The organism is Paracoccus stylophorae, assembly GCF_028553765.1.
GTDB classification, from domain to species: Bacteria; Pseudomonadota; Alphaproteobacteria; order Rhodobacterales; family Rhodobacteraceae; genus Paracoccus; species Paracoccus stylophorae.
The window spans coordinates 2,642,661-2,655,599 of record NZ_CP067134.1; the positions used below are offsets into that span (position 1 = coordinate 2,642,661).

At 65.6% G+C, this 12,939-nt stretch carries 17 protein-coding genes; 9 read left to right on the plus strand and 8 right to left on the minus strand.

The window, feature by feature from the left end:
- Window positions 1-98: 98 nt before the first annotated feature.
- The 3 genes from JHW45_RS13015 (at window position 99) to JHW45_RS13025 (ending at window position 2,839) form a co-directional block, all read left to right on the plus strand.
- Complete coding sequence (locus JHW45_RS13015) at window positions 99-1,280, plus strand: toxic anion resistance protein (protein WP_272858030.1); 1,182 nt, start codon at window positions 99-101, stop codon at window positions 1,278-1,280.
- Complete coding sequence (locus JHW45_RS13020; RefSeq protein ID WP_272858031.1) at window positions 1,277-2,308, plus strand: DUF2927 domain-containing protein; 1,032 nt, start codon at window positions 1,277-1,279, stop codon at window positions 2,306-2,308. The genes JHW45_RS13015 and JHW45_RS13020 overlap by 4 nt, the downstream gene beginning before the upstream one ends.
- Window positions 2,309-2,410: 102 nt before the next feature.
- A complete protein-coding gene (locus tag JHW45_RS13025; RefSeq protein WP_272860615.1) occupies window positions 2,411-2,839 on the plus strand; it encodes a VOC family protein in 429 nt (142 codons plus the stop codon).
- Window positions 2,840-2,969: 130 nt separating this feature from the next.
- On the opposite strand, the gene JHW45_RS13030 is transcribed toward JHW45_RS13025, so the two are convergent.
- From JHW45_RS13030 to JHW45_RS13040, 3 genes are all read right to left on the minus strand, one after another.
- A complete protein-coding gene (locus JHW45_RS13030; RefSeq protein ID WP_419181802.1) occupies window positions 2,970-3,482 on the minus strand; it encodes a MarR family winged helix-turn-helix transcriptional regulator in 513 nt (170 codons plus the stop codon).
- Between the two features lie 106 nt (window positions 3,483-3,588).
- Entirely contained in the window at window positions 3,589-3,900 is a 312-nt protein-coding gene (locus tag JHW45_RS13035) for an FAD assembly factor SdhE (protein WP_272858032.1), read from the minus strand.
- Window positions 3,893-4,291, minus strand: coding sequence for a helix-turn-helix domain-containing protein (locus JHW45_RS13040; RefSeq protein ID WP_272858033.1), 399 nt, complete (start codon window positions 4,289-4,291; stop codon window positions 3,893-3,895). The genes JHW45_RS13035 and JHW45_RS13040 overlap by 8 nt, the downstream gene beginning before the upstream one ends.
- Before the next feature lie 32 nt (window positions 4,292-4,323).
- Here JHW45_RS13040 and JHW45_RS13045 point away from each other — a divergent pair, with 32 nt between their 5' ends.
- Entirely contained in the window at window positions 4,324-5,526 is a 1,203-nt protein-coding gene (locus tag JHW45_RS13045; protein WP_272858034.1) for a pyridoxal phosphate-dependent aminotransferase, read from the plus strand.
- Between the two features lie 35 nt (window positions 5,527-5,561).
- On the opposite strand, the gene JHW45_RS13050 is transcribed toward JHW45_RS13045, so the two are convergent.
- Window positions 5,562-6,344 carry a 3-hydroxybutyrate dehydrogenase gene (locus JHW45_RS13050; protein ID WP_272858035.1) on the minus strand — a complete coding sequence of 261 codons (783 nt, stop codon included), beginning with the start codon at window positions 6,342-6,344 and terminating at the stop codon, window positions 5,562-5,564.
- Window positions 6,345-6,655: 311 nt separating this feature from the next.
- On the opposite strand from JHW45_RS13050, the gene JHW45_RS13055 reads away from it, so the two are divergent.
- The 4 genes from JHW45_RS13055 (at window position 6,656) to JHW45_RS13070 (ending at window position 9,941) form a co-directional block, all read left to right on the plus strand.
- The gene (locus JHW45_RS13055; RefSeq protein ID WP_419181803.1) at window positions 6,656-8,515 is read left to right on the plus strand and encodes an extracellular solute-binding protein; all 1,860 of its coding nucleotides are present in this window, start codon (window positions 6,656-6,658) and stop codon (window positions 8,513-8,515) included.
- The gene (locus JHW45_RS13060; protein WP_272858037.1) at window positions 8,512-8,640 is read left to right on the plus strand and encodes a hypothetical protein; all 129 of its coding nucleotides are present in this window, start codon (window positions 8,512-8,514) and stop codon (window positions 8,638-8,640) included. The genes JHW45_RS13055 and JHW45_RS13060 overlap by 4 nt, the downstream gene beginning before the upstream one ends.
- Window position 8,641: 1 nt before the next feature.
- Complete coding sequence (locus JHW45_RS13065) at window positions 8,642-8,980, plus strand: hypothetical protein (protein ID WP_272858038.1); 339 nt, start codon at window positions 8,642-8,644, stop codon at window positions 8,978-8,980.
- A gap of 73 nt (window positions 8,981-9,053) precedes the next feature.
- Window positions 9,054-9,941, plus strand: a complete 888-nt coding sequence (locus JHW45_RS13070; protein WP_272858039.1) for a cation diffusion facilitator family transporter — start codon at window positions 9,054-9,056, stop codon at window positions 9,939-9,941.
- 13 nt (window positions 9,942-9,954) lie between these two features.
- On the opposite strand, the gene JHW45_RS13075 is transcribed toward JHW45_RS13070, so the two are convergent.
- From JHW45_RS13075 to xth, 3 genes are all read right to left on the minus strand, one after another.
- Window positions 9,955-10,647, minus strand: coding sequence for a L,D-transpeptidase (locus tag JHW45_RS13075; protein WP_336385790.1), 693 nt, complete (start codon window positions 10,645-10,647; stop codon window positions 9,955-9,957).
- Between the two features lie 57 nt (window positions 10,648-10,704).
- Window positions 10,705-11,058 (minus strand): hypothetical protein, encoded by a 354-nt coding sequence (locus JHW45_RS13080; RefSeq protein ID WP_272858040.1) that lies wholly within the window; start codon window positions 11,056-11,058, stop codon window positions 10,705-10,707.
- A gap of 79 nt (window positions 11,059-11,137) precedes the next feature.
- The gene (gene xth / locus JHW45_RS13085; RefSeq protein ID WP_272858041.1) at window positions 11,138-11,923 is read right to left on the minus strand and encodes an exodeoxyribonuclease III; all 786 of its coding nucleotides are present in this window, start codon (window positions 11,921-11,923) and stop codon (window positions 11,138-11,140) included.
- Between the two features lie 64 nt (window positions 11,924-11,987).
- On the opposite strand from xth, the gene JHW45_RS13090 reads away from it, so the two are divergent.
- Window positions 11,988-12,593 (plus strand): hypothetical protein, encoded by a 606-nt coding sequence (locus tag JHW45_RS13090; protein WP_272858042.1) that lies wholly within the window; start codon window positions 11,988-11,990, stop codon window positions 12,591-12,593.
- Here the strand turns inward: JHW45_RS13090 and JHW45_RS13095 are convergent, their stop codons facing one another.
- On the minus strand, window positions 12,594-12,917 hold the full coding sequence (locus tag JHW45_RS13095; protein WP_272858043.1) for a HesB/IscA family protein: 324 nt from the start codon (window positions 12,915-12,917) through the stop codon (window positions 12,594-12,596). It lies immediately after the preceding gene.
- Window positions 12,918-12,939 lie beyond the last annotated feature (22 nt).

A 12,939-nucleotide genomic window follows, 5' to 3' on the forward strand; every position in this document is an offset into this window, starting at 1 on the left:
CGTTGAATGCGGCACGAAACGGCTTATGCTGCGATGCAATAACGGGGCCGGCAACGGCCCTGCATCGCGCCTTGACCATCCGAAAGGGAACGATCTCGATGACCGAAGACACACGCCGCCGCGCCGAGGCTGCGCAGAAGGACATCGAAGACGTGACCTCGGTGGTGCTGCCCGAACCCGACGCGCCGGTGCCGCTGGACAAGGCCGATCCCCCCACCAGCGACGAGATCCGCCGCCGGATGGAGGAAATCGACATCGAGGACAGCGGTTCCATCGTGCGGTTCGGCACCCGCGCGCAGTCGGAATTGCAGGAAATCAGCCAGAAGATGCTGGCCGATGTGAAGAACAAGGATGTCGGCCCGGCCGGCGAAAGCCTGCGCGAGATCGTGACCACGATCCGCGGCTTTTCCAGTTCCGAACTGGACATGCGCCGCGACCGCAGCTGGTGGGAACGGCTGCTGGGCCGCTCTGCGCCCTTCGCCAAGTTCGTCGCCAATTACGAACAGGTGCAGACGCAGATCGACCGCGTGACCTCGGACCTTGAAGGGCACGAACAGCGTTTGTTGAAGGACATCAAGGCGCTGGACATGCTTTATGACCGCACGCTTGATTTCTATGACGAACTTGCCCTGTATATCGCCGCCGGCGAGGCCAAGCTGCGCGAACTTGACGACAAGGTCATTCCCGCCAAGGAAGCCGCGCTGAATGCGGCGGGCGAGCCCGATCAGGTGATGGAGGCGCAGGAGCTGCGCGACCTGCGCGCGGCCCGCGACGATCTGGAACGGCGCGTCCACGATCTGAAACTGACCCGGCAGGTGACGATGCAGTCCCTGCCCTCGATCCGACTGGTGCAGGAAAACGACAAGTCGCTGGTCACCAAGATCAACTCGACGCTGGTCAACACCGTGCCGCTTTGGGAAACGCAGCTGGCGCAGGCCGTCACCATCCAGCGCAGCGCCGAGGCCGCGCGCGCCGTCAAGGAGGCGGGCGATCTGACCAACGATTTGCTGACCCGCAATGCCGAAAACCTGCGTCAGGCCAACACCCAGATCCGCACCCAGACCGAACGCGGCGTCTTCGATATCGAGGCGGTCCGGACCGCCAACGCCGAACTGATCGCCACGATCGAGGACAGCCTGCGCATCGCCGATGAGGGGCGCGCCCGCCGCGCCGCCGCCGAAGAGGATCTGACGCGCATGGAAGCGGATCTGCGCGACGCGCTGGCGACCGCGACCGCGCGGCGGCAAGAGGCGGTGACGGACCGGACCGGCAAGCCATGATCCGGGCGGCGCGGCGGGGGTTTCGGTGGCCGGGACTGGCGCTGATCGCGCTGCTGGCGTCGTGCGGAACGGCACCGGATGTCGATCCGGTCCCGCCGCAGCCCCGACCGGCCCTGCCCGCACCGCAGAAAAGCGGCCCCAGCCAGGCCGAGATCCGCAAGGCGCGCGCCGAACGCAACCGCACAGTGAACGCCGCCGCCGCCGACGCGCGGGACTCGGCCAGCCGGACCAGCCGGACCCTGACCGCCGAATATGCCGGCATCGAACGCAGGCTGCGCGCGGACGGTCGGCTGCGGCGCGAGCGCGTGCCGATGGATGCGCCGATCGACGCCGGTCTGCTGGCGCGCAACTTCATGCAGATCGCCCTGCGCGACGAATACCGGCGCGAGGGGTCGGAGATGGTCGCGGATGCGCACAGCGCGCCCCTGCGCCGGTGGCAGGCGCCGGTCCGGTTCCAGGTCGAGTTCGGGGATTCGGCCGACGCCGCGCTGCGCGCCACCTATCGCAGCGAAATTGCGGACTTCGCCGCGCGGCTTCAGCGCGCCTCGGGCCATTCGGTCGGGCTGAGCGACTCGGGCGGTAATTTCCTGGTGCTGGTCCTGAACGAGGATGAACGCCGCAATCTCGGCCCGCTGCTGGCGCGGCTGATCCCGGACCTGCCATCACCCGATGTGGCCACGCTGCGCGATCTAGATCCCGGCAATTTCTGCACCGTCTTTGCCTATTCGCGCGGCCGCTCGGCGGTCTATGTCCGCGCCGTCGCGCTGATCCGTGCCGAACTGCCCGCGCTGCTGCGCAGCTCCTGCATCCACGAGGAGCTGGCGCAGGGCATGGGACTTGCCAATGACAGCCCGCAGGCGCGCCCCTCGATCTTCAACGATGACGAAGAATTCGCGCTGCTGACGCGCCATGACGAACTGCTTTTGAAGATCCTCTACGATCCGCGCCTGCGCCCCGGCATGTCCGAGGCCGAGGCTGCGCCCATCGTGCGCAAGATCGCGGCCGAGTTGCTGGGCGAGGAGACCTAGGCGACACCGCGCGCCGGTTTGTCAGCCCCGCCGCTTTGTGCCAACGTGGCGCGTGACGGCCCGCGTCGATGACGCGCGGCCATGACCACGCAGGAGGGGAAATTGCGAATCCGCTATCTTCACACGATGGTCCGGGTCAAGGATCTGGACAAGACAATGCAGTTCTTCCGGCTTCTGGGGCTGGAAGAGACGCGCCGCACCGACAACGAGAAAGGCCGTTTCACACTGGTCTTCATGGCGCCGCCCGGTCAGCCGGAATGTCCGGTCGAACTGACCTATAACTGGGACGGCGATGACGGCCTGCCCTCGGACAGCCGCCATTTCGGGCATCTGGCCTATCGGGTCGAGAATATCTACGACATGTGCCAAAGACTGCAGGACGCCGGCGTGACGATCAATCGCCCGCCCCGCGACGGACACATGGCCTTTGTCCGCAGCCCCGACAACATCTCGATCGAATTGCTGCAAGAAGGCGACAGCCTGCCGCCGCAAGAGCCGTGGTCGAGCATGAAAAACACCGGCCACTGGTAGAAGGGGCCGCGCCGGTCACGACGCTGTGGCCGCCTTATCGCTTCATGCGCGGACCGCCCCCGATGCGGTCCCCGCCATATGCCCGGCCCGCCCCACACGCAGGACGGGGCCGCGACCACAGCCGCCCGCGTCAATAGATATAGCGGATCTGTTCGGACCAGAAACGCTCGATCCGCCGTCCCTGCATGTTCACCCGGTCCAGCGGGGGATCGTCCAGCACGCCCGACATCGCCAGCCCTTCGGCGTGGCGCAGGAACATGCGATGCACCAGACATCGCACCTCTTGTCCCGCATCGGCCAGCCGCACGCGCACGGAACGCCGGTCGGTGTCGCACCGTTCGTGATGGACATAGCCCATCGCGACCAGCTTTTTCAGGTTATAGCTGACATTCGATCCCTGATACATGCCGCGAGAGCGCAATTCGCCGGCCGTCACCTCGGATTCGCCCAGATTGTACAGGATCAGCGCCTGAACCGGCGTCAGATCGTTCCGGCCCAACCGCTCGAACTCGTCCTTCACCAGATCCAGCATCAGCCGGTGCATCCGTTCCAGAAGCTGCAACGATTCCAGATAGGCCTCGGCGTTTTCGCAGCTTTCGTCGATGACCGGCCGTTCCGGTCGGCGATGGTCGAGATTTTGCATGTGACTCAACATTTCGGTTCTTGTCCTGTCAGGGTCTGCTGTCCGCCAGGCTAGACCAGAAATGCGAATCCGCAGTTAACACCGCAGGACGACCGCCAATTGCCGGTCAGGAGGCCCCTGCATCCGAATGGCGCTGTCCGGCATCGGCGGCGATCCGGTCCAGCAGCGCGGACAGATGCGGCGGCCCAAGATCGGGATGGGGCGTGCCGGTCACGCGCCGCGTCACCCACAGATACAGGTCCTGATCGTTTTCCGACAGCAGCGCCTCGTAGACGGCAAGTTCGTCCTCGGACAGATCGGCCAGCGGACCGTCGGCGAAAGGACCCAGGATCAGGTCCATCTCTTTCATTCCGCGCCGCCAGCTGCGCATCCTCAGCCGCCGCAGGCGGATCGCGCCGGGATCGTCGCGTTCAGTCATTGGCCAGCAACTCCTCGAGACGGTCGATGCGCTGCGTGGCTTCGTGCAGTAACCGGCGCAGCTCGCGCAACTCGGTCCGGGGCAGGCTGGCCGCGCCGTCGCCGCCGGTCTGCGGCCCCTGCCCCTTGCCGGTCAGCAGCCAGGTCAGCGGCACGCCCAGCATCCCCGACAGCCGGCCCAGGAACACCGCGCGCGGTTCGGCCTGATCGGCCTCCCATCCCTGCATCGTCTCGGCCCGGACGCCCAGCCGGTCGGCCAGTTCCGCGACCGACAGGCCCGCCCCCTCGCGCGCGGCGGTCAGCCTGTCGCCCAGTGTCGCCTCATTCTCGCCGTAACCGTGATGGCCCATCCTGCCCTCGCTTGTGGGTTTGTGCCCCACAGCGTAAGCCATGCCGGGACGCAGTTCAAACCGACGAGGTTCAGATGAGCTTTCTCGCCCGACGCCTGACGCGGATCAAGCCGTCACCGACCATCGCCATGACCACCCGCGCAGCCGAGTTGCGCGCCGAAGGCCGCGACATCATCAGCCTTTCTGCGGGCGAGCCCGATTTCGACACCCCCCGACATATCTGCGAGGCCGGCAAGGCCGCCATCGACGCGGGTCACACGCGCTATACCCCGGTCGATGGAATCGCGTCGCTGAAACGCGCGATCTGCGACAAGTTCGCGCGCGAGAACGGGCTGGATTACGACCCTTCCCAGATCACCGTCGGCACCGGCGGCAAGCAGATCCTGTTCAACGCGCTGATGGCGACGGTGGATGCGGGGGACGAGGTGATCGTGCCTGCGCCTTACTGGGTCAGCTATCCCGATATGGTGCTGCTGGCGGGCGGCACGCCGGTGATCGTGGAATGCGGCGTGCAGGACGGGTTTCGCCTGACGCCCGAGGCGCTGGAAAAGGCCATCACGCCGCGCACCAGATGGCTGATCCTGAATTCGCCGTCGAACCCGTCGGGCGCGGGTTACGGTCGCGAGGACATGCAGGCGCTGACCGATGTGCTGCTGCGGCATCCGGATGTGTGGGTCTTGTCGGACGACATCTATGAACATTTGGTCTTCGACGGGTTTCAGTTCGTGACGCCGGCGCAGGTCCAGCCGCGCCTGAAGGACCGGGTGCTGACGATGAACGGGGTCAGCAAGGCCTATGCGATGACCGGCTGGCGGATCGGGTATGGCGCCGGCCCCGAGCCGTTGATCCGCGCCATGGCCAAGCTGCAATCGCAATCGACCTCGAACCCCTGCTCGATCAGCCAGCATGCCGCGCAGGCCGCATTGACCGGCCCGCAGGATTACGTCCGCGAAAGCCGCGCGGTGTTCCAGCGCCGTCGCGATCTGGTGGTGGCCGGGCTGAACGAGTGTCCGGGGATCGAGTGTCCGACGCCGCAGGGCGCGTTCTATGTCTATCCCTCGATTGCGGGGCTGATCGGTCTGACCAGCGCCGGCGGAACCCGGATCGAAGACGATCGCGCCTTTGCCGATGCCTTGCTGGATGAAACCGGGGTCGCGGTGGTGTTCGGCGCGGCCTTCGGCCTCAGCCCGCATTTCCGTATTTCCTATGCGACCGGCGACGACCAGCTGCGCGAGGCCGTGACGCGAATCCGCCGGTTCTGCGAAGGCTGCGGCTGAGGGCGCGCCCGGCCGCGCGCCCCCCCTGTCACGCGCTACATCGCGGTCCAGCCGCCATCCACGCTGATCGTGGTGCCGGTCAGTTGCGCCGCCGCGTCGCTGCACAGGAACACGGCGGTATCGCCGATCTCTTCCACGGTGGCGAATTCCTTGGAGGGCTGACGTTCCAGCATGACGTTGTTGATCACGTCCTCGCGGCTCATGTCGTATTCCTTCATCGTGTCGGGGATCTGTTCCTCGACCAGCGGCGTCAGGACATAGCCCGGGCAGATCGCGTTGCAGGTGATCTGTTCCTTCGCGGTTTCCAGCGCGGTGACCTTGGTGAACCCGACGACGCCATGCTTGGCCGCGACATAGGCCGACTTGAACGGGCTGGCGGTCAGCCCGTGGGCCGAGGCGATATTCACGATCCGGCCCCACCCGGCCTTGCGCATCATCGGCAGCGCGGCGGCAGTGGTGTGAAAGGCCGACGACAGGTTGATGGCGATGATGGCGTCCCATTTCTGGACCGGGAAATCCGGGATCGGCGCGACGTGCTGGACGCCTGCGTTGTTGACCAGGATGTCGCATTGCCCCGCCTGTTCGATCAGCGCCCGGCATTCATCGCCCTTCGACATGTCGGCCTTGATATAGCGGACCTTCACGCCGTGCTGCTGGGCCAGTTCATCGGCCAGCGCGTGATCCTTGTCGGTGTCGGTAAAGCTGTTCAGCACCACGTCGGCGCCGGCCTTGGCCAGTCGATGGGCGATGCCCAGCCCGATCCCCGAGGTCGATCCCGTCACGACCGCCGTCTTGCCTGTCAGGAATTTCTGAAACATTGCATCCTCTGATGGTTCTTTGCCTTCGTGCGCACTCTATCTTCCCGCAAGGACAAGTGCAGCCGCAAAACCGTGCCCTGCCGCAATCTGCCCACCGGCGCGCCGGACGGGCGGGCAAAAAAAAAGCGCCCGCACAAGGCGGGCGCAAGTCATGAGGCAGGTTTCATACAGGCAAGAAACCTATCGAGCAGTAAGCCATTTATACGCGACTCACCGCCCGAGTCCAACAGCGAAGTTCAGGCGGCCATTGACGGGCTTTGATCGAGCCTGTTGAAATCGCCGCCAAACCAAGAATGACGAGGCGGGCGGCAATGCGAATCTTCAAAATCCTTAACAAATGCGCGATCAAATGCGCGTGGCCGGCGGTCTGGCTGGCGGCTTTCGGTGTTGCAGCAATGCCGCTGGCAAGCGCCGCGCAGCCGGCCCATGGCATTGCAATGTATGGAGAACCTGCGCTGCCCGAAGGGTTTTCCCACCTGCCCTACGCGAATCCCGACGCGCCGAAAGGCGGGACGATTCGCCTGGCGGAACCGGGCGCGTTCGACTCGTTGAAGCCCTGGGTTCTCAAGGGAAACCCGGCCTGGGGCGTGGGGGTGCATGTCGCCGAAACGCTGATGTTTCGATCCATCGACGAGCCGTTCACCCTGTATGGCCTGCTGGCCGAGTCGGTGGAAACCGGCGATGACCGAAGCTGGGTCGAATTCACGCTGCGCCCCGAGGCGCGGTTTTCCGACGGCACGCCGGTGACGGTCGAGGATGTGATGTGGTCCTATGAGACCTTGGGGACGGTCGGGCATCCGCGCTATCTGGGGGCGTGGGCCAAGGTCGAGAAGATGGAACAGACCGGCGAACGCAGCGTCCGGTTTCATTTCACCGAACAGGACCGCGAACTGGCGATGCTGATGGGGATGCGCCCGATCCTGAAGAAAACCCAGTGGGAGGACAGCGATTTCAGCGAATCCGGGCTGGAGCCGCCCATCGGGTCGGGCGCCTATGTCATCGACCGCGTCGATCCGGGCCGCCAGATCACCTTTCGCCGCGATCCCGATTACTGGGGCGCGGATCTGGCGATCAATCGCGGGCTGAACAATTTCGATGAAATCCGCTATGACTATTTCGGCGATGCCAATGCGATGTTTCAGGCCTTCAAGGCCGGCGACGTGAATGTCTGGCGCGAATTGTCGGCCGAGAAATGGGACAGCGAATACAATTTTCCGTTGCTGACCGAAGGCAAGGTGGTGAAATCGGAAATCCCCAACGAACGCCCGTCGGGGATCATGGGGCTGGTGATGAACACCCGCAACCCGATCTTTGCCGACTGGCGCGTGCGGCAGGCGATGATCGAAGCGTTCAATTTCCAGTTCATCAACAACACGCTGAACGGCGGCAGGGACCCGCGCATCACCTCGTATTTCTCGAACTCGGTGCTGGCGATGCAGCCCGGCCCGGCCGAGGGGAAGGTGCGCGAATTGCTGGAACCTTTCGCAGACCAGCTGCCCCCCGGCGCGATCGAGGGATATATCCTGCCCGAGGGCAGCGACCGCCCGCTGGACCGCAAATCGCTGCGCACCGCGCTGAAGCTGCTGGAAGAGGCCGGCTGGACCGTGCAGGACGGCGCGCTGAAGAACCAAAGCGGCAAGCCCTTCGCGTTCGAGATCCTGCTGAACCAGTCGGGCAGCGCCATGCGCACCGCCTCCGAAACGCAGCAGATCGTCGATATCTATATCGAGGCGCTGCGCAACCTGGGCATCACGCCGCGCCTGACGCTGCTGGATTCGGCGCAATACGTGCAGCGCACCTCGAATTACGATTTCGACATGACATGGTATGAACGCGCCCTGTCGCTGTCGCCGGGCAACGAACAGATGCTGTATTGGGGCCATGACGGCGTGACCCTGCCCGGCAGCCGCAACTGGATGGGCATGAACAGCCCCGCGGCCGAGGCGATGATCGCCGCCATTCTGGACGCGCAGAGCGAGGACGATTTCACCGCCGCCGTGCGTGCGCTGGACCGAGTGCTGACCGCCGGCCGCTATGTAATTCCGGTCAGCTTCTCGCCGATCTCGCGGCTGGCCCATTCCGCCGACCTGCATTATCCTGAAAAAACGCCTCTTTACGGAGACTGGCCCGGATTCCTTCCCGAGGTCTGGTGGCAGGAGGAAAAAGAATGAGAGCAGTCGCAACGATGATCCTGGCTTGTGCGTTGCTGGCCGGATGCAACACCGTCGCCGGAGTGGGCGAGGACATTACCGGCGGCGCCCGCTGGTTCCAGCAGGGTCTGCCCAGGAGTTACTAGGATGAAATGGCACCATGTGAAGGAAAACTGGGCCGCCTTCTACGAGGCGATCCAGGAGAAATGGCCAGAGGTGGACGAGGCCGATCTGGACGAAATCGACGGCGACCAGCGCGCCTTCATCGCCTATCTCGTCGAGGCGACCGGACAGGAGGCGTCCGAGGTGCGCGACGAATTGCGCGAATGGCTGGCCGGAGAGATTCCGTCCGACGTGGTCATGGACCCGATCCACGACAATCATTCGATCTCGCTCAGCGCGAAATACGTGAACGAGGGCGAGGACGAATACGACGACGATGCGCGCTTCGGCGATGACGGGGACTATCCCGACGACGGCGACTGACGCGCGACGCCGCGCCCGCACGCGATACAGCCCCAACGACGTCGTCCTGCGGCGCCAAAGGAACGCAGACGGCATGTCCAGCACTCTCAGGATCGCGGTTGGCAGTATTCTGGTCGGTCTGGCGGTGCTGGCGCTGAAGCTGCTGGCGTGGTGGATGACGGGATCGGTCGCGCTGCTGTCGGACGCGCTGGAAAGCACGGTCAACGTCGCCACCGCGCTGGCCGCGCTGATCGCCATCCGCGTGGCGGCGATGCCCGCCGATTCCGGCCACCCTTACGGGCATCACAAGGCCGAATTCTTCAGCGCGGTTCTGGAAGGCGTGATGATCATCGTCGCCGCGCTGCTGATCATGCGCGAGGCGTGGCTGGGGCTTTTCGATCCGCCGGTGCTGGACCAGCCGTTCCGGGGCATGGCGGTGAACGCGCTTGCCGGTGTCGTCAACGCGGGCTGGTGCTGGATCCTGATCACGCGCGGCCGCAGCCTGAAATCGCCGGCGCTGGTGGCGGATGGACGCCACCTGCTGACCGATGTGATCTCGTCGGCGGGGGTGCTGATCGGGGTGACGCTGGCGGTTCTGACCGGCTGGACGGTACTGGACCCGATCCTTGCGGGTGTCGTCGGCCTGCATATCCTGTGGGCCGGCTGGAAGGTCACCGCCGCCTCGGTCAGCGGGCTGATGGACGAGGCGGTTCCCGAAGCCACGCTTGAGGATATCCGCGCCATCATCTCGGACAAGGCCAGCGGCGCGATCGAGGCGCATGATCTGCGCACCCGTCACGCCGGCCGCGTGACATTCATCGACTTTCATCTTGTCGTCGACGGCCAGACCACGGTCGAGGAAGCGCACGCCATCTGCGACCGCATCGAACAGTCGCTGCGGGCGCGGCTGGACGAGGCCGAGATCACCATCCATGTCGAACCGGACCACAAGGCCAAACATTCGGGCGTCGTGGTCCTGTGATCCGGCCCCGGCCTCAATAGATGCCGCGCGCCCCGTCCTTCCAGACCGAGGGCAGCACGACGACCTTGGCCCCGTGCGGGACGCGTTCGTAAAGGTCGATCGCGTCCTGATCCAGCAGGCGGATGCAGCCCGACGACACCGCCTGTCCCAGATATTTCGGCTCGCACGCGCCGTGGATGCGGTAAAGCGTGTCCTGGCCGTTCTGGAACAGATACAGGGCGCGCGATCCCAACGGGTTACCCGGCCCCGGGTCCATGCCGCCATTGGCGATGGAATAAGGTTCCAGATCCGGGCGTCGCGCGACCATTTCATCGGGCGGCGTCCAGCGCGGCCATTTCCGCTTGAACTGCATCACCGCATCGCCGGACCAGCCGAACCCGGCCGCGCCGACGCCGACGCCATAGCGCAGCGCCTTGCCGTCTTTCTGCACCAGGAACAGCAGCGCCCGGTCGGGATCGACGATCACCGTGCCTTCGGGCTGCGCGGGATCGGGATTGTTCACTTCTTGCCGCAGCAGATCGGTCGGCACCACGCCTTCGGGCACCGCCGGGATCGGAAACGGCTCATCGGTGATGGCGCCATAGCGGGCGGGCAGAAGCTGGGCGGTCTGCGACGGCAGCGTCTCGACGGCCTTCAGTTCCTTCTGCGTGGTACATGCGGACAGGACAGCGGCGGCACCGGCCGTCAGGAAAATACGACGTTTCACAATGGTCTTCCTTGGATTGGTGTCTGACAGATTGCCGCGATGGCGCGGCGGACCGGATCAGACGGTCCGGGGCGGGTCCAGCGGCCGCGACGGGTTCAGCCCTGCCCTGACGGCGTCGGAATGCGGCACCGGCGCCCGCATCGGGCGGTCCTCCGGCGGCTCGGTCTGAACCGGCAGCAGGACATGATCCGGCTGACAGGGCGCGCCCGGCAGCGCGGGACCGGGGCAGCGACGTTGCAGCCCGACCGTCACCTTCGCCCCCGGCGCGGGATCGTCCAGAACCTGCGCGCGGGCGACCATGTCCGGTTGGGCCACGCCGGCAGATGCCGGCACCTGCGCCGACGCGAACGCGCCCCAGGGCAGGACGGCCAGCACGATCAGCACAAGAAACAGGGCGCGAAAGGGATTCATGGCGGCAATCTGCCAGATCGCGCGCGCGGCGTCGAGGCCGGCACGAATCACCTGCCATCACGACCTTGTCAGAACCGGCTCAGGCTGCCAGCCGCACCCAGACCGGCACGTGATCGCTTGGCTTTTCGCCGGCGCGCGCCTCGCGGTCGATGCCGGTCTCGATCATCAGATCGGCGGCCTGCGGCGACAGCAGCAGATGGTCGATGCGGATGCCGTTATCCTTGCTCCACGCGCCGCCCTGATAGTCCCAGAAGGTGAACGGCCCGCGCGAGGTCCACGGATCGCGCGCCCGCACCGCATCGGTCCAGCCCTGCCACTGGATCGCCCGGAACGCCGCCCGGCTTTGGGGCAGGAACAGCGCGTCATCGGTCCATCTTTCGGGATGCGCGGCGTCGCGCGGTTCGGGAATGACGTTATAATCGCCCAGCATCACCACCGGCATCTCATCGGCCAGCAATTGCGCCGCGCGGCGGCGCAGCCGTTCCATCCAGGCAAGCTTGTAGTCGTATTTCGGGCCGGGCGCGGGATTGCCGTTGGGCAGATACAGTCCCGCGATGCGCACCGCCCTGTCGCCCACCACCGTCGCCTCGATATAGCGGGCCTGTTCGTCGCTGTCGTCGCCCGGCAGACCGCGCGCCACATCCTCCAGCGGCAGTTTCGACAGGATCGCGACCCCGTTGAAGCCTTTCTGGCCGTGGGTCTCCACGTTCCAGCCCAGATCGGCGAAATGCTCGCGCGGAAACCCCTCATCCACCGACTTGATTTCCTGAAGCACGACCACATCGGCCTCGGCACCGGCCAGCCAGTCGGTCAGCGCCTGGATGCGCGCCTTGATGCCGTTGATGTTGAAACTTGCGATCTTCATTGCCGCATCTTTAGCAGCGGCAGGACGATTGGCAACCGCCGCCCGGCATCGTTAAGCTGCGGGGATGATGCGCCCTTGGCTGACCGCGATATTGCTGTGCCTGATCCTGCCCGCCGCGGCGCTGGCCCAGTCGCGCCCGCCGGCGGGGCTGATGTGGAACCGCACCGGCCTGCCCGCGACCTTTCCGCTGCATGTGCGGACCCCGCAGGGGCAGGATCACGTGATGTTCCTGATCGACCCCGACACCGACCGACAGGCGATGGCGGCCTTCATCCATGGCGGGCAATTGCTGCGGGTGCTGGTGCCGCCCGGCGACTATCTGCTGCGCTTCGCGCATGGCCGCGACTGGCAGGGCGAGGACCGCCTGTTCGGGGACGCGACGCAGACCGTGGAAACGGCCCGGCCCCTGACATTCGCCCTGCGCGGCCGTGGTCGGCGCGGCGGCCATCTGGTGACGCTGGCGCAGCGCGACGGGCGAATGCAGGTTGTCCAGACGCGGCCGCTGGACTGGTGCCAGATCCCGACCTGGCACAACGATCTGGACGACCTGAGAGACCGTTTCGGCCCGCGCGATTTTGACCGCCTGCCCGAAGTCGAGCCGCCAAGGGATATCCCGACGCCGCAGGACGAAAGATGGGGCTTCAGCCTGCGCGAACGCCCCTGCGACTGATCAGATCGAGAACGAGGTGCCGCAGCCGCAGCTGGACGAGGCGTTGGGATTGTCGATCACGAACCGCGCGCCGATCAGTTCGTCGCTGAAATCTATGACCGCCCCGGCCAGATAGGGCAGCGACACCGGATCGACCACCACCGCCTGACCGGCCCCTTCCAGAACCATGTCGTCGTCTTCGGCGCGGTCCAGCCGGATGTCGTATTGAAATCCGGAACAGCCGCCGCCCGACACCGCCACGCGCAGCGGGCGGGTCTCGGCGCCGTCATTGATCTCGGCCAGCCGGGCAAAGGCGCGTTCGGTCACTTTCGGAGGCAGGTTCATGGCGCGTTCCCGTTTTCGTGCT